Annotated in this window: 19 protein-coding genes; 7 read left to right on the top strand and 12 right to left on the bottom strand. The window is 69.1% G+C overall.

What is annotated here, in order from left to right; all coding sequences use genetic code 11:
* From QSG27_RS13290 to QSG27_RS13260, 7 genes are all read right to left on the bottom strand, one after another.
* Positions 1 to 664: outer membrane lipoprotein (locus tag QSG27_RS13290; RefSeq protein WP_306706871.1), on the bottom strand; the 664-nt coding region annotated here is incomplete at its 3' end.
* Positions 665 to 818: 154 nt separating this feature from the next.
* Complete coding sequence (gene lepA, locus QSG27_RS13285; protein ID WP_306706869.1) at positions 819 to 2,621, bottom strand: translation elongation factor 4; 1,803 nt, start codon at positions 2,619 to 2,621, stop codon at positions 819 to 821.
* 368 nt (positions 2,622 to 2,989) lie between these two features.
* Positions 2,990 to 4,225 carry an argininosuccinate synthase gene (locus QSG27_RS13280; protein ID WP_306706867.1) on the bottom strand — a complete coding sequence of 412 codons (1,236 nt, stop codon included), beginning with the start codon at positions 4,223 to 4,225 and terminating at the stop codon, positions 2,990 to 2,992.
* A gap of 78 nt (positions 4,226 to 4,303) precedes the next feature.
* Complete coding sequence (locus QSG27_RS13275; RefSeq protein ID WP_306706865.1) at positions 4,304 to 4,615, bottom strand: hypothetical protein; 312 nt, start codon at positions 4,613 to 4,615, stop codon at positions 4,304 to 4,306.
* Positions 4,615 to 4,851 (bottom strand): hypothetical protein, encoded by a 237-nt coding sequence (locus QSG27_RS13270; RefSeq protein WP_306706864.1) that lies wholly within the window; start codon positions 4,849 to 4,851, stop codon positions 4,615 to 4,617. Before QSG27_RS13270 ends, QSG27_RS13275 begins: the two co-directional genes overlap by 1 nt.
* A gap of 40 nt (positions 4,852 to 4,891) precedes the next feature.
* Positions 4,892 to 6,061, bottom strand: coding sequence for a 23S rRNA (adenine(2503)-C(2))-methyltransferase RlmN (gene rlmN / locus QSG27_RS13265; RefSeq protein WP_306706862.1), 1,170 nt, complete (start codon positions 6,059 to 6,061; stop codon positions 4,892 to 4,894).
* Between the two features lie 78 nt (positions 6,062 to 6,139).
* The gene (locus QSG27_RS13260; protein ID WP_306706860.1) at positions 6,140 to 6,703 is read right to left on the bottom strand and encodes an invasion associated locus B family protein; all 564 of its coding nucleotides are present in this window, start codon (positions 6,701 to 6,703) and stop codon (positions 6,140 to 6,142) included.
* A 326-nt stretch (positions 6,704 to 7,029) separates the two neighbouring features.
* Between QSG27_RS13260 and QSG27_RS13255 the strand changes: the two genes are divergently transcribed.
* The gene (locus QSG27_RS13255) at positions 7,030 to 7,605 is read left to right on the top strand and encodes a sigma-70 family RNA polymerase sigma factor (RefSeq protein ID WP_306706858.1); all 576 of its coding nucleotides are present in this window, start codon (positions 7,030 to 7,032) and stop codon (positions 7,603 to 7,605) included.
* Positions 7,602 to 8,276 carry a ChrR family anti-sigma-E factor gene (locus tag QSG27_RS13250; protein ID WP_306706855.1) on the top strand — a complete coding sequence of 225 codons (675 nt, stop codon included), beginning with the start codon at positions 7,602 to 7,604 and terminating at the stop codon, positions 8,274 to 8,276. The genes QSG27_RS13255 and QSG27_RS13250 overlap by 4 nt, the downstream gene beginning before the upstream one ends.
* A gap of 33 nt (positions 8,277 to 8,309) precedes the next feature.
* Here QSG27_RS13250 and QSG27_RS13245 read toward each other — a convergent pair whose 3' ends face one another.
* Positions 8,310 to 9,131, bottom strand: a complete 822-nt coding sequence (locus tag QSG27_RS13245) for a class I SAM-dependent methyltransferase (RefSeq protein ID WP_306706854.1) — start codon at positions 9,129 to 9,131, stop codon at positions 8,310 to 8,312.
* Between the two features lie 58 nt (positions 9,132 to 9,189).
* A complete protein-coding gene (locus QSG27_RS13240; protein ID WP_306706853.1) occupies positions 9,190 to 9,774 on the bottom strand; it encodes an RNA methyltransferase in 585 nt (194 codons plus the stop codon).
* Between the two features lie 116 nt (positions 9,775 to 9,890).
* Here QSG27_RS13240 and QSG27_RS13235 point away from each other — a divergent pair, with 116 nt between their 5' ends.
* Positions 9,891 to 11,000 carry an asparaginase gene (locus QSG27_RS13235; protein WP_306706852.1) on the top strand — a complete coding sequence of 370 codons (1,110 nt, stop codon included), beginning with the start codon at positions 9,891 to 9,893 and terminating at the stop codon, positions 10,998 to 11,000.
* A gap of 90 nt (positions 11,001 to 11,090) precedes the next feature.
* The gene (locus tag QSG27_RS13230) at positions 11,091 to 12,317 is read left to right on the top strand and encodes a class I SAM-dependent methyltransferase (RefSeq protein WP_306706851.1); all 1,227 of its coding nucleotides are present in this window, start codon (positions 11,091 to 11,093) and stop codon (positions 12,315 to 12,317) included.
* 118 nt (positions 12,318 to 12,435) lie between these two features.
* Here the strand turns inward: QSG27_RS13230 and QSG27_RS13225 are convergent, their stop codons facing one another.
* A complete protein-coding gene (locus tag QSG27_RS13225; RefSeq protein WP_306706849.1) occupies positions 12,436 to 13,755 on the bottom strand; it encodes an ammonium transporter in 1,320 nt (439 codons plus the stop codon).
* A gap of 519 nt (positions 13,756 to 14,274) precedes the next feature.
* Between QSG27_RS13225 and glgC the strand changes: the two genes are divergently transcribed.
* Complete coding sequence (glgC, locus tag QSG27_RS13220; RefSeq protein WP_306706847.1) at positions 14,275 to 15,546, top strand: glucose-1-phosphate adenylyltransferase; 1,272 nt, start codon at positions 14,275 to 14,277, stop codon at positions 15,544 to 15,546.
* A 76-nt stretch (positions 15,547 to 15,622) separates the two neighbouring features.
* Entirely contained in the window at positions 15,623 to 17,101 is a 1,479-nt protein-coding gene (gene glgA, locus QSG27_RS13215) for a glycogen synthase GlgA (RefSeq protein ID WP_306706873.1), read from the top strand.
* A gap of 31 nt (positions 17,102 to 17,132) precedes the next feature.
* Here glgA and QSG27_RS13210 read toward each other — a convergent pair whose 3' ends face one another.
* Both QSG27_RS13210 and QSG27_RS13205 read right to left on the bottom strand, forming a co-directional pair.
* A complete protein-coding gene (locus QSG27_RS13210; protein ID WP_306706845.1) occupies positions 17,133 to 17,567 on the bottom strand; it encodes a VOC family protein in 435 nt (144 codons plus the stop codon).
* On the bottom strand, positions 17,568 to 17,972 hold the full coding sequence (locus tag QSG27_RS13205) for a rhodanese-like domain-containing protein (protein WP_306706843.1): 405 nt from the start codon (positions 17,970 to 17,972) through the stop codon (positions 17,568 to 17,570).
* Positions 17,973 to 18,102: 130 nt separating this feature from the next.
* Here QSG27_RS13205 and QSG27_RS13200 point away from each other — a divergent pair, with 130 nt between their 5' ends.
* Positions 18,103 to 18,513 carry a YkvA family protein gene (locus tag QSG27_RS13200; RefSeq protein ID WP_306706842.1) on the top strand — a complete coding sequence of 137 codons (411 nt, stop codon included), beginning with the start codon at positions 18,103 to 18,105 and terminating at the stop codon, positions 18,511 to 18,513.
* Position 18,514 lies beyond the last annotated feature (1 nt).

The following is an 18,514-nucleotide window of genomic DNA, read 5'->3' as shown; positions in this document are numbered from 1 at the left end:
CCGGCCCGCCGGCGTCCGGAGCCGCGCCCGCGGGCGCCGATTCCGCCGGGGCCGGTGCCGCGGTGTCCGCCGGGGCGGGGGCGGGAAGCTCCTTCGCCTCGACCGTGTCGGCAGGCTTGGCCTCGTCCTTGGCCTCGTCCTTGGCTGCCTCCTTCACCGTTTCCTTCGCCGCCGGGGCCGGTTCCGGTTCCGGGGCCACGGAATAGTCGGCGACGATGCGGGCCTGGCTGCCGGCGATGACCAGCACCTTCTGCCCGATCTCGATGGGCTTCTCTTCCCTCTGGGTGACCGACAGAAGCTCGCCGTCCGGCTTGCGGACGATGTATTCCCAGCCCGTGGTGTCGCCGGTCACATGCTCGATGGAGGTGCCGAGCAGGCTGCCGATGGCCGTGCCGCCGACCGCGCCCAGGGCCGCGTTCAATCCGATGGTGCCCGACTGCGACCCGAGCACGCCGCCCGCGGCCCCGCCGGTGACGGCGCCGACGGTGCCGTTGGTGCTGATCTTGACCTGACGGAAACCGATGACGACCGCCCGCTCCACCTTGTTCGCCTGCTGCGTCGCGCTGGCGGCGTAGGTGTTCGGGGAGTAGTTCGGGGTGCAGCCTGCGAGGATGCCGGCGGCGATGACCGCGGCGGGCAGGCCAAACATGACAGTGCGCGTCACGGGACATCATCCGTTCGGGAAGCCTGACCGGGTGATAGGCGATTCCGTGCGGCGAGTCATTCGACTTTTTGTGGGTGCTGGATTGCCCGAACCAAAAGGGGACGGGCCTTTGCGGACCCGTCCCCTTTTCGTCACGGCAGCGACGCGCGTCCGCTCACTCGTCGCCCATCTTGAGAGCGGCGATGAAGGCGCTCTGCGGGATTTCGACCTGGCCGAACTGGCGCATGCGCTTCTTGCCTTCCTTCTGCTTGTCCAGCAGCTTGCGCTTGCGGCTGATGTCGCCGCCGTAGCACTTGGCCGTCACGTCCTTGCGCAGCGCGCCGATGCTCTCGCGGGCGATGATCTTGCCGCCGATGGCCGCCTGCACGGCGATCTTGAAGAGCTGGCGCGGGATCAGCTCCTTCAGGCGCTCGCAGAGCTGGCGCCCGCGGCGCTCCGACTGGCTGCGGTGGACGATCATCGACAGCGCGTCCACCGGCTCGGCGTTCACCAGGATCGACATCTTCACGAGGTCGCCTTCCTCGTAGCTGTCCATCTGGTAGTCGAAGCTGGCATAGCCGCGGCTGATCGACTTCAGCCGGTCGTAGAAGTCGAAGACCACCTCGTTCAGCGGCAGCCGGTAGACCAGCATGGCGCGGGCGCCGGCGTAGGTCAGCTCGATCTGCTGGCCGCGCCGCTCGGTGCAGAGCTGGAGCACGCCGCCCAGATACTCGTCGGGCAGCATGATGGTGGCCTTGATCCACGGCTCGTCGATGCGGTCGATCTTCATCACGTCCGGCATGTCCGCCGGGTTGTGCAGATCCTTCACCGTGCCGTCGGTCATGTGGAGCTTGTAGACCACCGACGGCGCCGTGGTGATCAGGTCCAGGTTGAACTCGCGCTCCAGCCGCTCCTGGATGATCTCCAGATGCAGCAGGCCGAGGAAGCCGCAGCGGAAGCCGAAGCCCAGCGCCGCCGACGTCTCCGCCTCGTAATGGAAGCTGGCGTCGTTCAGCTTCAGCTTGCCCAGGCTGTCGCGCAGCCGCTCGAAATCGGCGGCGTCCACCGGGAACAGGCCGCACCACACCACGGGGATGGAGGGCTTGAAGCCGGCCAGCGGCTCGGCGGCGGGCTTGCGGTCCTCGGTGATGGTGTCGCCGACCTTGGTCAGCGTGATGTCCTTGATGGCGGCGGTGATGAAGCCCATCTCGCCCGGCCCCAGCTCGCCGGTCAGCAGGGCCTTCGGGGTGAAGACGCCGACGCGGTCCACCTCGTGCGCGCTGCCGGTGGACATGAAGCGGACCTTCTGGTTCACCTTCAGTCGCCCGTCCACCACGCGCACCAGGATGACCACGCCGAGATAGGGGTCGTACCAGGAATCGACCAGCAGGGCCTTCAGCTCGGCGTCGGCGTTGCCCTTGGGCGGCGGCAGGCGCTCGACCACGGCTTCCAGCACGGCGTCGATGTTCAGGCCGGTCTTGGCCGAGATCTCCACGGCGTCGGAGGCGTCCAGGCCGATCACGTCCTCGATCTGCTGCTTCACGCGGTCGGGCTCCGCCGCCGGCAGGTCGATCTTGTTGAGGACCGGGATGATCTCGTGGTTGTTGTCGATCGCCTGGTAGACGTTGGCGAGCGTCTGCGCCTCCACCCCCTGCGAGGCGTCCACCACCAGGATCGAGCCCTCGCAGGCGGCGAGGCTGCGGCTGACCTCGTAGGCGAAATCGACGTGGCCCGGCGTGTCCATCAGGTTCAGCGTGTACTGCTGCCCGTCCTTGGCCTTGTAGAGCAGGCGGACGGTCTGCGCCTTGATGGTGATGCCGCGCTCGCGCTCGATGTCCATGCTGTCGAGCACCTGTTCGCGCATCTCGCGCGAATCGAGGCCGCCGCACTGCTGGATCAGACGGTCGGCAAGGGTCGACTTGCCGTGGTCGATGTGCGCGATGATCGAGAAATTGCGGATGTGCGAAAGGTCAGTCATCGGTGCCCGGAGCCCTGGTTTGGGGCGGAACATAGGGCGGACGGACGATGCGCGCAATGGTGAAGGGGACGGACGGGGCCGCGTTCCGGGACCGTTGCCGGTTGCGGCGGCGTTTCCCCCTGAACCGCCCCGGGAACCATCGGCGGCCGGAAGCCCGCCTGCGAGGTCCGTCACTGTGGCGGGATCGAGAAAGCGGCGTCCCCATCGACGGCTTCGCGCAGGCGAAGCCCGCACCGCCATCCGGTGGCGAAGCGGCGCGAGCGGGAGGATTCAGGTTTCCTGCCCGGTGTCCCGGTTCTCGCCGGGTGTTTCTTCAAAAGAAAAAGGGGGGCTTGAGCGCCCCCCTTTTTTACTCCGGCATCACACCGTTACTCCACCTTCGCCCGCGCCATGGCGCCCAGGCGCAGACGGAGCGCGTTCAGCTTGATGAAGCCTTCCGCATCCTTCTGGTTGTAGACGCTGTCTTCCTCGAACGTCACATAGTCCATGCGGTAGAGGCTGTTCGGCGACTTGCGGCCGACGACCGTGACGTTGCCCTTGAACAGCTTCAGGCGGACCACGCCGTTGACCGTCTCCTGGGTCTGGTCGATCAGGGCCTGGAGCGCCAGACGCTCCGGGCTGAACCAGTAGCCGCAGTAGATCAGCTCCGCGTAGCGCGGCATCAGCTCGTCCTTCAGATGGCCGGCGCCGCGGTCGAGCGTGATGCTCTCCATCGCGCGGTGGGCGGCCAGCAGGACGGTGCCGCCCGGCGTCTCGTACACGCCGCGCGACTTCATGCCGACATAGCGGTTCTCGACGAGGTCGAGGCGGCCGATGCCGTTCTCGCCGCCCAGGCGGTTCAGCTCGGTCAGCAGGGCCGCCGGGGACAGCGCCTTGCCGTCGATGGCCACCGCGTCGCCGCGCTTGAACTCGATCTCGACGTAGGTCGGGGTGTCCGGGGCCTTCTCCGGGGCGACGGAGCGGGTGTACATGTCCTCGAACGGCTCGACCCACGGGTCCTCCAGCGCCTTCCCCTCGTAGGAGATGTGCAGGAGGTTGGCGTCGGTCGAGTACGGGGCCTCGCCGCGCTTGTCCTTGGCGATCGGGATCTGGTTCTTTTCGGCGTAGTCGATCAGCCGGGTGCGGCTGCTCAGATCCCACTCGCGCCACGGGGCGATGATCTTGATGTCCGGGCGGAGCGCGTAGTAGCCCAGCTCGAAGCGCACCTGGTCGTTGCCCTTGCCGGTGGCGCCGTGGGCCACGGCGTCGGCGCCGACGAGGTTGGCGATCTCGATCTGGCGCTTGGCGATCAGCGGGCGCGCGATCGAGGTGCCGAGCAGGTAGGTGCCCTCATAGAGGGTGTTGGCGCGGAACATCGGGAACACGAAGTCCCGCACGAACTCCTCGCGCAGGTCGTCGATGAAGATGTTTTCCGGCTTGATGCCCAGAAGCTCGGCCTTCTTGCGCGCCGGCTCCAGCTCCTCGCCCTGGCCGAGGTCGGCGGTGAAGGTCACCACCTCGCATTGATAGGTTTCCTGAAGCCACTTCAGGATCACCGAGGTGTCGAGGCCGCCCGAATAGGCGAGCACCACTTTCTTGATCTGTTTGCCGGACGCACCGCTCATGGGACTACTCACGCGGGTGGGGAAAAATATCGGTGCCGGACAGTAGCCCTACGGCAGATGCGAATCAATCGGTCCCGCTCAGTCCGTCCCGGCATCCGCTGCAACGGTGCTCTCCGCCGCGGGACGGGCGGGCGCCCGGTCCACGAAGGGCCAGCGGATGTAGGCGTAGAGCCAGATCGCCAGGATATCCGCCCCGTTGATCAGCAGAACCAGCGCCCACAGCGGGCTGCGCCCGCCCTTGGCCAGCACCCAGCCGCCGAAGATCAGCTTCAGCATCAGCAGGATCGCCATGACGAGGTTCGCCGTCCACGGATCGCTGGACATGATCGCCGCCCAGGGCTGCCAGTAGACGGCGTTGAGCAGGCCGACGACGGGGTCGAACATCTCCATCACGCGGCCCTCCGCGCCTTGCGCTGCGGCGCCGGCCCGTCGGCCAGGACGCGCGCCGGCCAGCGCCGCGCCGTCAGCAGGCCCAGCACGCCGACCAGCCCGACCACCGGCACGAAGATCACCAGCGCCCACCAGGGCGAGAAGCCCGCCCGGCGGAAGATGCGCATCAGCGGCCAGACCGCCGCGGCGTTGAACAGGAACAGGATCAGGCCGGGATCGACGGCGAACTCAGGCACGGAACACTCCCACAAAACACCCGGCGCGAAAACGCCGGCCTCACCCGGCCAGCGCGGCGTCCTTCTCGGCCAGCACCTTCTCGATGGCGGCGCGGTCGGCGGCGGACAGGCGGACGGACGCGCTCTTCAACTGGCCGCAGGCCGCCATGATGTCCTCGCCGCGGGTGGTGCGGACGGGGCTGGCGTAGCCGGCGTTGTTGACGATGTCGCCGAAGACCTGGATCGCCCGGTCGGTCGAGCGCTCGTACGGGGCGCCCGGCCAGGGGTTGAAGGGGATCAGGTTGATCTTCGACGGGATGCCCTCCAGCAGCTTCACCAGGGCGCGGGCGTCCGCCGGGCTGTCGTTGACGCCCTTCAGCATCACATACTCGAAGGTGATGCGCCGCGCGTTGTTCAGGCCGGGGTAGGTGCGGCAGGCGTCCATCAGCTCTTTCAGCGGATATTTCCGGTTGATCGGCATGATGAGGTCGCGCAGCTCGTCCGTCACCGCGTGCAGGCTGACCGCGAGGTTGACGTTCAGCTCCTCCCCGCAGCGCTTCATGGCCGGGACGACGCCGGAGGTCGAGAGGGTGATGCGCCGCTTCGAAATCGAAATCCCGTCGCCGTCCATGACGATCTTCAGCGCCTTGGCGACGTTCTCGTAGTTAAAGAGCGGCTCCCCCATCCCCATCATGACGATGTTGGAGATCATCCGCCCGTCCGGCGGCGCCGGCCATTCGCCCAGCGCGTCGCGGGCCAGCATGACCTGCGCCACGATTTCCGAGGCGTCGAGGTTGCGCACCAGACGCTGCGTGCCGGTGTGGCAGAAGCGGCAGGTCAGCGTGCAGCCCACCTGCGAGGAGACGCACAGCGTGCCGCGGTCCTCCTCGGGGATGTGGACGCTCTCCACCTCCTGCCCGTCGGGCATGCGCAGCAGCCACTTGCGCGTGCCGTCCACCGACTTCAGGTCGCGCACGACGGTCGGGCGGGCCACCGCATAGGTCTCGGCCAGCTTCTCGCGCACCGGCTTGGCGAGCGTGGTCATCACCGCGAAGTCGGTGGCTCCGCGGTGGTAGATCCAGTGCCAGAGCTGGCGGGCCCGGAACTTCTCCAGGCCGGCGGACAGCATTTCGGCTTCCAGCTCGTCGCGGGACAGGCCGACAAGGTTCTTGCGCCCGTCGGCGTCAACAGCCGGCAGGGCAAAGGCAGCAGCGTGATTGGAGGCGCTCATGGCCCCCTAAATAGGGCCACGAGCGTCCGGAGTCAAAAGACGAAACGACGGAAGACCAAGTGAAAACGGCAGCGCTGCTCAGCGCTTCACGCCGCAGGCCTGGTTGATGGCGTCGTAAGCCTGGGCGAGGCCGTCGGTGCTGTAGGTGTCGGTGGTCTTCGTGCCGCGGCCCGAAACACCCTTCACCACCATGGACTTGCCCTTGGCGTCGCGCATCGCGGCGGTGACCGCCTTGTCGGTTTCCGCGTCGCGCGCCCAGGCGGTCTCGCCGTCCGTGAACAGCTTGAAGGACTTGCCGCCCACGTCCAGCGTGGACTCGCTGTCCTTCTTGAGGGGATAGCCGACGACGACGCTGATGACGTCCAGCGTCTTTTCCGCCGGGCGGTGGGTCACCAGCACATAGATGTCCCCGCGCTTGGCCGCGGCGGGTTCCTTCTTCTTGGGCTGGCTGGACATGTAGCAGACCTTGTGCCCGCCCTCGTCGAAGGCGAAGGCGTTCCAGTCCTTGAAGGTCCCCAGCAGGCGCGGGTCGGCGGCGGCGGCCGTGTTGACCGTGGCGGTGGCGACCGTGGCGGCGAGGATCGGACCGGCCAGAAGCAGAGCGGCGCCGGCGGTGCGACGGATGGTGCGGATGGGCAACATCGGTTGGCGGAGGCTCGAATGGTTTCACGGACGGGTTCGGGAGTGGTCGGACCCTACCCCAATTCGGTGAGGCTTTCCAGGGCGACGGCCCGGTTCCGGCGGCGAAGTCACGGGTTGTTCCGCCGGTCTTTCCTGCAATCGGTCCGAAAGGCGGTGATCCGATGGACCGCCCGGCGCGTAGAAGGCCCATCGCAGCACGCCGCACCGAACCCATGCCCCCTATTGCCGCCCACCGACGCCAAACACGCTTTGCAGCGGAGCGCTCCGCGCACCATCTGTTGCGGGGCTTGTCCCTGTGTGCAAAGACGGTGCCCCCGAAGACGTGGATGCAGGATCTCGGTTCCCCAGCCGCCGGATCGGACCGGACGCTCGAAGAGCTGCTGACCGCGGTCGGGCGGGAGCGCGACCGCTCGGCCTTCGCGTCCCTGTTCGGCCATTTCGCGCCGCGGCTGAAGGCGTATCTGCGCCGCCAGGGCTGTGACGAGGGCGCTGCGGAGGAGCTGGTGCAGGAGGTGATGCTGCTGGTCTGGCGTCGTGCGGAGACCTACGACCCGGCGCAGGCGTCCGCCGGCACCTGGGTGTTCACCATCGCCCGCAACAAGCGGATCGACGCGCTCCGGCGGGAACAGCGGCCCGAGATCGACCCCGCCGACCCGACGCTGGTGCCCGCCCCCGCGGAAGGCGCCGACGACGGGGTGGCGGCGCGCGAGACCGCCGGGCGGCTGCGCGCCGCGCTGAAGACCCTGCCGCCGGAGCAGGCGGACCTGCTGCGGCTGGCCTATTTCGAGGACAAGCCGCACAGCCTGATCTCCGCCGAACAGGGCATTCCGCTGGGCACCGTCAAGTCGCGCCTGCGGCTGGCCATGGAGCGGCTGCGCAAGGCCATGAGGGACAGCCGATGACCGTGCCCACCCACCATCCCGGCGACACGCTGCTGATCGACTATGCCGGCGGAGCGCTGGACGAGGCGTCGTCGCTGATCGTGGCGACCCATCTCGCGCTGTGCCCCTGCTGCCGCCTGAACGTCGCGGAGATGGAGGCGGTCGGCGGCGCCCTGCTGGAAAGCATCGAGCCGGAGGAGGTCGATCCCGCCTGCCTGCAAACGGTGCTGGCCCGGCTGGACGAGCTGCCGCCCCTGCCACGCGCGCCGAAGCCGAAGCCGGTCTGCCGGCAGACCGAGGTGCCGCTGCTTCCCGAACCGCTGCGCCGCTACGTCGGCAACGACCTGTCGCGCCTGCCCTGGAAGCGGCTGATGCGCGGCATGGACTGCTGCGACATCCCGCTGGGCTCCGGTTCCGAAGGCCGGGGCAAGGCGCGGCTGATGCGGCTGGCGAGCGGCGTCGGGCCGCCCCACCACACCCACCGCGGGATCGAGCTGACGCTGGTGCTCGACGGCGGCTTCACCGACGATCTCGGGCAGTTCGCCCGCGGCGACCTGTCCGTCGCCGACGAGTCCGTCCGCCACCGCCCGGTGGCCGACGCGGAGGGCTGCCTGTGCCTGGCGGTGACCGACGCGCCGCTGCGCTTCACCGGCCCGCTGGGGCTGATCCTGAATCCCTTCGTGAGCTTCTGAGCGCCACACCCGGCCGGGAAATCCCGCGGCTGGTCACTCGATGCGCACGATGTTGACCGACCCGTCCGCCCCCTTGTCGAAACGATAGGCGCCGCCCTGCGCGGCCATCTGGTTGAAGACCTCCACCACCCGCTTCGACCGGGCCGCCTGCCGGGTGTGGAGGTCCAGCAGCTCCGGATGGACGAGCCCCATGCAGGACAGCGGCAGCCCTTGCCCCCGCATGGCGGCCAGTCCCGGGTTGGCGGCGATGCCCGCCGGGCTGGCGAAGATCACCGTGTTCTGGCGGTACCAGAATTCGACGGACGGGTCGGCCCACAGGATGGGACGCAGGATGTCGAACGCCTCGTAGCCGCGGGAGAGGAACTTCCCGGCCCAATGGCTCTGCCACTGCTCGTTGATGTGGCCGCTGCCCCCCTGGCCGGGGATGGCGGCCCCGAACAGCACCACGTCGCCGTGGCGGCAGAGATCGTCGACGAAGCCTTCGGCACGCTCCTCCGGCAGATGCTCGGCGACCTCCAGCGACAGGACGAGGCCGAACCGCCGCCCCAGATCGAAGGGCTGCGACAGGTCGTGGGCCCGGAAGCGGGAGGGATCGATGCGCAGGCGGTCGCGGCGCACATAGTCGCCGTCCAGCCCCTGGATGTCCGCGATCCCCTTCTCCGCAAAGCCCCGGAGGAAGGTGCCGACCCCGCAGCCGACGTCGAGGACCGACTCCGCATCCACCCAGCCCAGCACCAGCGGCGCGATGATCCGCGCGGAGCGGAGCGACCCTTCCTCCTGGATGTCGTAGAAGCGGTCGTCGTAAAGCGGTTCCGAGGGCGGTCCCGGCGGAGAACCGGTCTGGGGGTCGGACATCGAGCGTCTCCTTCGGGGGGGCGTGGCGGTTCCTGGGGTGTTGAGGCCCTGTTCCGGATCACTCGTCGTCGCGGACGATCACCGGCTTCTGGATGCCGCGCATGCGGCGGCGGCGTTCCGGGTTGCGCATGATCTGGCGGCCATGCTGGTGCTCGCGCAGCGGCTCGGTCGGGCCGCCGGTGCGCACCGGGCGTTCGGCGAAGCGGCCCAGGCTGATCATCCGGTCGTACATCACCAGCGCGCCGGCCACCCCGACGTTGATGCAGAACTTCATCGGGATCTTCACCGTGAAGTCGCACCGCTCCAGCAGCGGTGCGGACAGGCTGCCGCGCTCCGGCCCCAGCACATAGGCGGCGCGCGTCGGGTGGCGGAAGCTGGGCAGCTCGACCGCGTCCTCGGTCAGCTCCACCCCGACGAGCTGGCAGTCCTTGGGCAGGGCGAGATCGGCCACCCGGTCGTAGATGTACAGCGGCAGATGCTCCGCCGCACCCGAGGTGTCGACGAATCGCGCCTCGTGCAGATCGGGCTCCGGGTCGATGGCGAAGAAGAAGGAGGCGCCGAAGGCGTGGGCGGAGCGCATCAGGTTGCCGACATTGCCCGGCTTGCTGATCCGTTCCACCCCGATGGCGAAATATCCGCGCATGGCTTGCGTATCATCCGTAATTCCGGCCCGCACATACCGCGAATCGCCCGTGATCCGGCGGGTCCGATGGTGCGACACCTTGCCTCGGGCCTCGGAGAGAGGCAAGCTTTCCACCCATGAGCCACGACCACTCTTCCTGTTGCGGCGGCCACGGTCACCACCACGGCCACGCCGACCATCACACCCCCGCCGAGGGGCACGCCGACCTGTCCGGCCCGCCGGAGGCGCCGATCCTCGTCGAGGTGACGCGCGGCGGCATGGTGGAATCCGTCCACCGCGGGCGCGCCTGCATCGTCGATTCCGCCGGCCACGTCCTGGCGCAATGGGGCGACATCGAAGCGCCGGTCTATCCCCGCTCCGCCGTGAAGGCGCTCCAGGCGATCCCGCTGGTGGAGACGGGCGCGCTGGACGCCTACGGGCTGGGCGACCAGGAACTGGCGCTGGCCTGTTCCTCCCATCACGGGGAGATCCGGCACACCCGTCTGGCGGAGGCGTGGATCAGGCGCCTCGGCCTGACCGTGGGTGATTACGAGTGCGGGGCGCATCTGCCGACCGACACCGAGACCGCCCACGAGATGATCCGCCACGGCGAGACGCCGACCGCCTTCCACAACAACTGCTCCGGCAAGCACGCCGGCTTCCTGACCACCGCCCTGCACAAGGGCGAGCCGACGAAGGGCTATGTCCGCTTCGACCATCCGGTGCAGCAGCGCATCCTGGGGGTGATGGAGCAGATGACCGGCCAGGACCTGTCGCAGGCGCCCTGGGGCGTGGACGGCTGCGCCATCCCGACCATCGGCATCCCGCTGGGCGCCATCGCCTACGCCATGGCCCGCATCGGCGACCCGAAGGACCTGCCCGACGCCCGCGCCGAGGCGGTGACCCGCATCCGCCGCGCCTGGCGGGCGCACCCGCACCTGATCGCCGGCAAGGACAGCTTCGACACCGGCATGATGCAGGCGGCGGGCGGTCTGGTTCTGGTCAAGGGCGGGGCCGAGGGCGTCGGCTGCGCCGTCCTGCCCAAGCAGGGGCTGGGCATCGCCCTGAAGATCGACGACGGCGCCCCCCGCGCCCGCGAGGTGGCGCTCGCCGCCCTGATCCGCGCCACCAAGGTTCTGTCGGACGAGCAGTGGGCGCGGGCCGGTCAGCTCCTCAACCAGCCGGTGACCAACCGCAACGGGCGGGAGGTCGGCGTGGTCCGCGCGGCGGAGGGGGTGGCGGGGTAGGCCCGGCGCAACCACTCCCCAACTCCCCCCATCCCATCCCCCGTTGATGCTATGGTCCGGCACCCGTCCACCTGACCGGCTGCCCGATCCATGAGCATCGACACCCTGCGCGCCCAGTACGAAGCCTACCCCTATCCCGCGCGCACCCCCGCCGACGAATCGAGACGCCTGATCACCGGGTCGCCCAGCCACCTGGACGAGGTGAACCACAACGTCTTCGGCGGACGGCTCGACCACGCCCGCCCGCTGTCGGTTCTGGTGGCCGGCGGCGGGACCGGCGACGGAACGATCATGATCGCCCAGCAGATGGCCGACGCCGGCAATCCGGGGCGCGTCACCTATCTGGACCTGTCCGATGCCGCGCGGGCCATCGCCGAGGCGCGGGCCAAGGCGCGCGGGCTGACCAACATCGACTTCCGCCGCGGCTCCCTCCTCGACCTCGACGGTCTCGGGCCGTTCGACTACATCGACTGCTGCGGCGTGCTGCACCATCTGGACGACCCGGCGGCGGGGATGCGCTCGCTGGCCGGGGCGCTGAAGCCGGGCGGCGGGATCGGGCTGATGGTCTACGCCCCCTATGGCCGCACCGGCGTCTATCCCATGCAGGCCGCCCTGCGCACCGTCGCGGCGGGCCTGCCGCCGAAGGAGCAGGTGGCGCTGGCCCGCCGGCTGATCGAGCGGCTGCCGCCGTCCAACTGGCTGCTCCGCAACCCCTTCATCGGCGACCACAAACGGGCCGACGCCGACCTCTACGACCTGCTGCTGCATTCCTGCGACCGGCCCTACAGCGTGCCGGAACTGGCGGAGCTGGCGGCGGCGGGCGGGCTCGCCGTCGCCGCGCTGGTCGAGCCGTACCGGTACGACCCCGCCGTCTGGGTGAAGGACCCGCGCGTGCTGAAGCGGCTGGAGGGCCTGTCCCGGCTGGAGCGCGCCGCCTGGGCGGAGCAGATCACCGGCAGCATGACCAAGCACATCGCCTATCTCGTCCGTCCGGAGGATGCGGACGCCGCCGTCGCCCGCCCGGACGGGCCGGAGGTGGTGCCGGTGCTGCGCGACCTGGACGGCGCCGCGGTGGCGAAGGGCCTGCCCCCCGGCGGCGTGCTGGAGGCGGAGCTGATGGGCGCCGTCATCCCCCTGCCGCTGCCCCGTCTGGCCGGGCCGATCCTGGCGCGGGTGGACGGGCGGACCAGCCTGGGCGACCTCCACCGGGCGGTGGCGGAGAAGGCCGGCCCCCTGGCCTGGGACGCCTTCCTGGCGCAGTTCGCGCAACTTTTCGCCGCCCTGAACGGTGTCGGCAAGATGTATCTGCGCCGCTGACCCCCTTGCAGCCTCCGACATGAAAAATCCGCCGCCGGGAGGCCCCGGCGGCGGAAGTTCATGGAGGAAACAACCAGGCTGCAAAGATCCCCGGGAAAACTCCCCCCGGAAAGGGTCCTTAGTGGATGGTCTCGCCGTGCAGGGCGAGGTCCAGGCCGTCGCGCTCGACGTCCTCGTCCACGCGCAGGCCCATCACCACGTCGATGACCTTCAGGATGATGAAGGAACCCACCGCCGAGTAGATGATCGTGGCGAGGATGCCGTAGACCTGCGTCCAGATCTGGCCGACGTTGCCTTCCAGGGCGCCGGCGGTGCCGCCGATGGCTTCCTGGGCGAAGACGCCGGTCAGGATGGCGCCGACGATGCCGCCCACGCCGTGCACGCCGAAGGCGTCCAGCGAGTCGTCATAGCCGAGGGCGCGCTTCAGGCCGGTGGCGCCCCAGTAGCAGACCACGCCGGCGACCAGACCGATGACCAGGGCGCCGGTCGGACCGACGAAGCCCGAGGCCGGGGTGATGGCGACCAGGCCGGCGACGGCGCCGGAGATGATGCCGAGAACCGAGGGCTTGCCCTTGGTGGCCCACTCGACCAGCAGCCAGGACATGGCGGCGGTGGCGGCGGCGATCTGCGTGACCAGCATGGCCATGCCCGCACGGCCGTCGGCGGCCACGGCGGAACCCGCGTTGAAGCCGAACCAGCCGACCCACAGCATCGAGGCGCCGATCAGGCTGAGCACCAGGTTGTGCGGGGCGAAGTTCTCGTTCGGGTAGCCCTTGCGCTTGCCCAGCACGATGGCGGCGACGAGACCGGCCACGCCCGCGTTGATGTGCACCACCGTGCCGCCGGCGTAGTCGAGCACGCCGTCACCCATCAGATAGCCGCCCGGACCCCAGACCCAGTGGGTGATCGGCGCGTAGACGATCAGCGACCACAGGCCCGTGAAGACCAGCATCGAGGAGAACTTCATGCGGTCGGCGAAGGCGCCGGTGATCAGCGCCGGCGTGATGATGGCGAAGGTCATCTGGAAGACGACGAAGACCGTCTCCGGAATGACGCCCGACAGGCTGTCCTTGGTGATGCCCGCCAGCATGAACTTGGACAGGCTGCCGAAATACGGGGTGCCTTCGGTGAAGGCGATGCTGTAACCGGCGAAGAACCACAGGATGCTGACCAGGCAGCAGATCGCGAAGCTCTGCATCACGACCGACAGCACGTTCATCTTGCGGACCATGCCGCCGTAGAACAGGGCCAGACCCGGAATGGTCATGAACAGGACCAGCGCGGTGGCGACCAGCATCCAAGCCGTGTCGCCGCTGCTCAGGGTGGGCTCGGCGGCGGCCGCGGCAGCCGCTTCCTGGGCCAGGGCGGCGGCAGGCAGACCGGCCAAGCCCAGAATCGCCGCCATCGTCGGCGCGGCGAGGGTGAAGAGACGGCTCATCGAGGCTCCTCTTTATTCGAATGCTTCTGGCCCGTTTCGCCCCGTCCCCGGTACAGACGGGGCGGCGGGAGGGGGCCGTGTACGCCGATTTGTCTTCAAGAAGCGTGCCAACCCAAAAGGGCTAGGAATCGCGCTGGTTGCGGCCATTCGGATGACTGCAAAGCGGCCTAGGCCCCGAGTCGCCAGCCTATGCTGCACAGAATTTAAGCAGGATTTCGGACCATCCCAACCCGCCGGCCTTGGCGGGATTCGTCCATGGATTGCGGTCGGACTGCCATCCGTTCGGGCGCTGCACGCTCGTTTCCCACGCTCATGCCTGTTTTTTGCGCACAAGCATGCGCCTCAAACCCGCACAGCCCCTCCCGGCGTCCGGTCTATTTCCGGCCTGTTCCCCTCGGCCTATTGGCCCACCCCGGTGAAATGTGGCACGGTCACGCTCGCACCGGCTGAAACGCCGGGTGCTTCCGGATGGCCGACAACAAAGCCGACAGCAAAAAAGAGAACCGAAAGGGGAGACACATGCTCGACAAACGGGATCTGCGGCTGGCGCCGCGCCGCGCTGTGGCCCTCGTCCTGGCCGGTGGCCGGGGCAGCCGGCTGAAGCAGCTGACCGACCGTCGCGCCAAGCCCGCCACCTATTTCGGCGGCAAGTTCCGGATCATCGACTTCGCGCTGTCGAACTGCATCAATTCGGGTTTCCGCCGCATCGGCGTGCTGACCCAGTACAAGTCGCACAGCCTGCTGCGCCACCTGCAGCGCGGCTGGAACTTCTTCCGCGGCGAGATGAACGAGTTCTGCGACCTGCTGCCGGCGCAGCAGCGCATCAGCGAGACCGCCTGGTACCAGGGCACCGCCGACGCGGTGTACCAGAACCTGGACATCCTGCGCGACCACGAGCCGGAACACATCCTGATCCTGGCCGGCGACCACATCTACAAGATGGATTACGGCGCGCTGCTGCTGGACCACATCGCCAAGAAGGCGGACGTGACGATCCCCTGCATCCAGGTGCCGCGCGCCCAGGCGACCGGCTTCGGCGTGATGCATGTGGACGAGACGCAGCGCATCATCGACTTCGTGGAGAAGCCCGCCGACCCGCCGCCGATGCCCGGCAACCCGGACCGGTCGCTGGCCAGCATGGGCATCTACGTCTTCAACGCGCAGTTCCTCTACGACCAGCTGGAGCGCGACTTCCACGAACCCGGCTCGTCCCGCGACTTCGGCAAGGACATCATCCCCTATCTGGTGAAGAGCGGGGCGCGGGTGATGGCCCACGACTTTGCCGATTCGGCCATCCTGAACGGCCACGAGTCCGAGCCCTACTGGCGCGACGTCGGCACCATCGACGCCTATTGGGAAGCCAACCTGGACCTCTGCCACGTGACGCCGCAGCTCAACATGTACGACCGCGAGTGGCCGATCTTCACCTACCAGGAGCAGCTGCCCCCGGCGAAGTTCGTGTTCGACGACGAGAACCGGCGCGGCATGGCGGTGGACAGCCTGGTGTCCGGCGGCTGCATCATCTCCGGCTCGCTGGTGAAGAACTCGCTGCTGTTCAGCGAGGTGCGCGTCAACTCCTTCAGCGAACTGCACGAGGCGGTGGTCCTGCCGGACTGCGACATCGGCCGCCATTGCCGCCTGAAGAAGGTGGTGATCGACCGCGGCGTGGCGATCCCCGAGGGGCTGGTCGTCGGCGAGGACCCGGAGCTGGACGCCAAGCGCTTCTACCGCAGCGAGGGCGGCGTGTGCCTGATCACCCAGGACATGATCGACCGCCTGCCCAAGGATTGACCTCCATCCCCCCTTCGCCCCGCCGGGCGAGGGGGAGGTGAACAAGACCAATAAGAAACGGAAAGACCCCGCCTCCATGCGCGTCCTGTTCGTCACGCCGGAATGCTACCCCCTGGTGAAGACCGGCGGGCTGGCCGACGTTTCCGCCGCCCTGCCCCCCGCCCTGAACCGCGCCGGTGCCGACGTCCGCCTGCTGCTGCCCGGCTATCCGGCGGTGCTGAACGGGCTGGGCGATCTGCATCCGGTCGGCGGGCCGCTCACCGACCTGCCGGGCTGCGACGAGGCGCGGCTGCTGATCGGGCGGACGCCGGACGGGGTGCTGGCCTATGTCCTGGACGCGCCGTCGCTCTACCAGCGGCCCGGAAACCCCTATCTGGGGCCGGACGGCAAGGACTGGCCGGACAACGCGCAGCGCTTCGCCGCCCTGTCCTGGTGCGCGGCGGGCTTCGCGGCGCAGGACGCCTACGACCCCTGGTGGCGTCCGGAGGTGCTGCACGGGCACGACTGGCAGACCGGCCTGATCCCGGCCTATCTGGCGCTGCGCCCCGACCGCTTCGCCGGGCCGTTCCGTCCGGGAACGGTCACGACCATCCACAACATCGCCTACCAGGGCCATTTCGGCGCCTGGATGATGGGCGACCTCGGCCTGCCGTCCGCCGCCTACCGGATCGACGGGGTGGAGTATTACGGCGGCATCGGCTTCCTGAAGGCCGGTTGCTTCTATTCCGACCGCCTGACCACGGTCAGCCCGACCTACGCCCACGAAATCCAGACGGCGGAGCATGGGGCCGGGCTGGAAGGGCTGCTGGCCGCGCGGGCCGAGGCGCTGACCGGCATCCTGAACGGCGTGGACTATCAGATCTGGGACCCCGCCGCCGACCCGCACATCGCCGCCCGCTACGGCGCCGCGGATCTCGGCGGCAAGGATTTGTGCAAGGCCGACCTTCAGGCCGGCTTCGGCCTGGACCGACGCCCCGACGCCCCGCTGGCCGCCGTGGTCAGCCGCCTGACCGGGCACAAGGGGCTGGATCTGGTTCTGGAGGCGGCGTCGCAATGGATCGCCTGGGGCGGCCAGCTCGCCGTTCTGGGCAACGGCGAACCGGCGCTGGAGGCCGGCTTCCGCCACCTCGCCACCTGGTACCCGAAATCGGTCGGCGTGCGCATCGGCTATGACGAGGCGCTGTCCCACCGCATCCAGGCCGGCGCCGACCTGTTCCTGGTGCCCTCGCGGTCGGAGCCCTGCGGACTGACCCAGATGTACGCGCTGAAGTACGGCACCCTGCCGCTGGTCCGCCGCACCGGGGGCTTGGCGGACACCATCGTGGACGCCAACCCGGCGGCGGTGAACGACGGCAGCGCCACGGGCTTCCAGTTCGTCAACGCGAACGTCCAGGAACTGACCTGGGCGCTGCGCCGCGCCGCCGCCCTCTACCGCAAGCCGGAGCGCTGGCACGCCATGCAGCAGCACGCCATGACCCGCGACTTCGGCTGGCACGGCCCGGCGGAGGAGTACATGGAGCTTTACCGCGAGGTGGCGCCGGTGCTGGTGGCGTGAGCCGGGGACGCTCCGCCTCCGCCCTCCACCGTCACGCCTCCAGACGGAAGCTCCCGTCCTCGCCCAGCGCGGCGAAGGGGTTCCAGGCGACCTCCCAGGGGTGGCCGTCCGGATCGGCGAAATAGCCGCTGTAGCCGCCCCAGAAGACGTCCTGCGCCGGCTTCAGGATGCGCCCTCCGGCCCGCTCGGCCTGGGCCATCACGGCGTCCACCTCCGCCTTGCTGCGCAGGTTGTGGGCCAGCGTGATGCCGCCGAAGCCGGAGGTCGGACCGGCCTCCGCCAGATGCGCGTCCTCGGCCAGCGCCTCCCGCCCGAAGAGGGCGAGCGCGACGCCGCCCAACTGGTAGAAGGTGATGGCGTCCTGGCTGACGGGGGAGGGGGTCCAGCCCAGCCCCTCCTCGTAGAAGCGGCGGCTGCGCGCGAGGTCGGCGACGCCCAGCGTGATCAGGCTGACTCTCTGTTCCATTCAGCCCTCCTTCCGCTCGACCGTGGCGACGGGAAGCCCGGCCTCCTTCCAGCCCTTGAAGCCGCCCTCCAGGTGGCAGACGTTCTCCAGCCCCATGGACTGCACGGTGTCGGTGGCGAGCGCGGAGCGCCAGCCGCTGGCGCAGTAGAAGACGAAGCGCTTGCCCGACGCGAAGACCGGCTTGTGATAGGGGCTGTCCGGGTCCACCCAGAATTCCAGCATGCCGCGGGTGGCCGGAAAGGCGCCGGGGATCATGCCGTCGCGGGTCAGTTCGCGCGGGTCGCGGATGTCCACGAAGACCACGTCGGGGTCGCCGTGCAGGGACAGCGCCTCCTGCGGCGTGATCGCCTGGATGCGGCTGTTGGCCTCGGCCAGCAGGTCCTTGTAGCCCTTCTTCATCGCCATGGCGGTTTCCTCTGTTTTCGGACCCTTGGCGGGACCGTTGGCGCGTCTGCGCTGTTGTGGCTCTACGCAACTGTGCAACAGGCCGCCCCGTCCGTCCACAGCGGGAAAGGCGGCCCGGCCAGGGGGAATTATGCAGACCGCCACCGATGGGACCACCGAAGCCGCCGGCGCCGTGCCCGCCGTCATCGACCCGATCCGTGTCGAGCAGAACGAGCGTCTGGTGCGCCGCCGCTTTTGGAACACGCTGCGCGCCAACCTGCACCGCATTCCCTTCCTGGAACAGGCGCTGGCCGCCTTCTTCTGCGCGACCGATCCGCTGACCCCCGTTAAGGCGAAGGCCGTCCTGATGGCGGCGCTGGCCTATTTCGTGCTGCCGGCGGACTCGATCCCCGATTGGCTGATCGCGGTCGGCTTCGTGGACGACGCCGCGGTGCTGGCCGCCGCCGTCCAGGCGGTGCGCAGCAACCTGCGGCCCGAGCATCAGGACCGCGCCCGCTCCGCCCTGAACAAGGTGCGGATGCAGGCGACGGGAGACGGCTGAC

The sequence above is a fragment of the Azospirillum isscasi genome (assembly GCF_030849505.1).
Taxonomy (GTDB): domain Bacteria; phylum Pseudomonadota; class Alphaproteobacteria; order Azospirillales; family Azospirillaceae; genus Azospirillum; species Azospirillum isscasi.
Note: the sequence above shows the minus strand (reverse complement) of the source record. Positions and strands in the feature narration are given on the sequence as shown.

Excerpts from the sequence above, each read along its gene's own strand:
- lepA (WP_306706869.1), bottom strand. The coding sequence starts at position 2,621 with ATGACTGACCTTTCGCACATCCGCAATTTCTCGATCATCGCGCACATC.
- QSG27_RS13280 (WP_306706867.1), bottom strand. The coding sequence starts at position 4,225 with ATGAGCGGTGCGTCCGGCAAACAGATCAAGAAAGTGGTGCTCGCCTAT.
- QSG27_RS13275 (WP_306706865.1), bottom strand. The coding sequence starts at position 4,615 with ATGGAGATGTTCGACCCCGTCGTCGGCCTGCTCAACGCCGTCTACTGG.
- rlmN (WP_306706862.1), bottom strand. The coding sequence starts at position 6,061 with ATGAGCGCCTCCAATCACGCTGCTGCCTTTGCCCTGCCGGCTGTTGAC.
- QSG27_RS13260 (WP_306706860.1), bottom strand. The coding sequence starts at position 6,703 with ATGTTGCCCATCCGCACCATCCGTCGCACCGCCGGCGCCGCTCTGCTT.
- QSG27_RS13255 (WP_306706858.1), top strand. The coding sequence starts at position 7,030 with ATGCAGGATCTCGGTTCCCCAGCCGCCGGATCGGACCGGACGCTCGAA.
- QSG27_RS13250 (WP_306706855.1), top strand. The coding sequence starts at position 7,602 with ATGACCGTGCCCACCCACCATCCCGGCGACACGCTGCTGATCGACTAT.
- QSG27_RS13245 (WP_306706854.1), bottom strand. The coding sequence starts at position 9,131 with ATGTCCGACCCCCAGACCGGTTCTCCGCCGGGACCGCCCTCGGAACCG.
- QSG27_RS13240 (WP_306706853.1), bottom strand. The coding sequence starts at position 9,774 with ATGCGCGGATATTTCGCCATCGGGGTGGAACGGATCAGCAAGCCGGGC.
- QSG27_RS13235 (WP_306706852.1), top strand. The coding sequence starts at position 9,891 with ATGAGCCACGACCACTCTTCCTGTTGCGGCGGCCACGGTCACCACCAC.
- QSG27_RS13230 (WP_306706851.1), top strand. The coding sequence starts at position 11,091 with ATGAGCATCGACACCCTGCGCGCCCAGTACGAAGCCTACCCCTATCCC.
- QSG27_RS13225 (WP_306706849.1), bottom strand. The coding sequence starts at position 13,755 with ATGAGCCGTCTCTTCACCCTCGCCGCGCCGACGATGGCGGCGATTCTG.
- glgC (WP_306706847.1), top strand. The coding sequence starts at position 14,275 with ATGCTCGACAAACGGGATCTGCGGCTGGCGCCGCGCCGCGCTGTGGCC.
- glgA (WP_306706873.1), top strand. The coding sequence starts at position 15,623 with ATGCGCGTCCTGTTCGTCACGCCGGAATGCTACCCCCTGGTGAAGACC.
- QSG27_RS13210 (WP_306706845.1), bottom strand. The coding sequence starts at position 17,567 with ATGGAACAGAGAGTCAGCCTGATCACGCTGGGCGTCGCCGACCTCGCG.
- QSG27_RS13205 (WP_306706843.1), bottom strand. The coding sequence starts at position 17,972 with ATGGCGATGAAGAAGGGCTACAAGGACCTGCTGGCCGAGGCCAACAGC.
- QSG27_RS13200 (WP_306706842.1), top strand. The coding sequence starts at position 18,103 with ATGCAGACCGCCACCGATGGGACCACCGAAGCCGCCGGCGCCGTGCCC.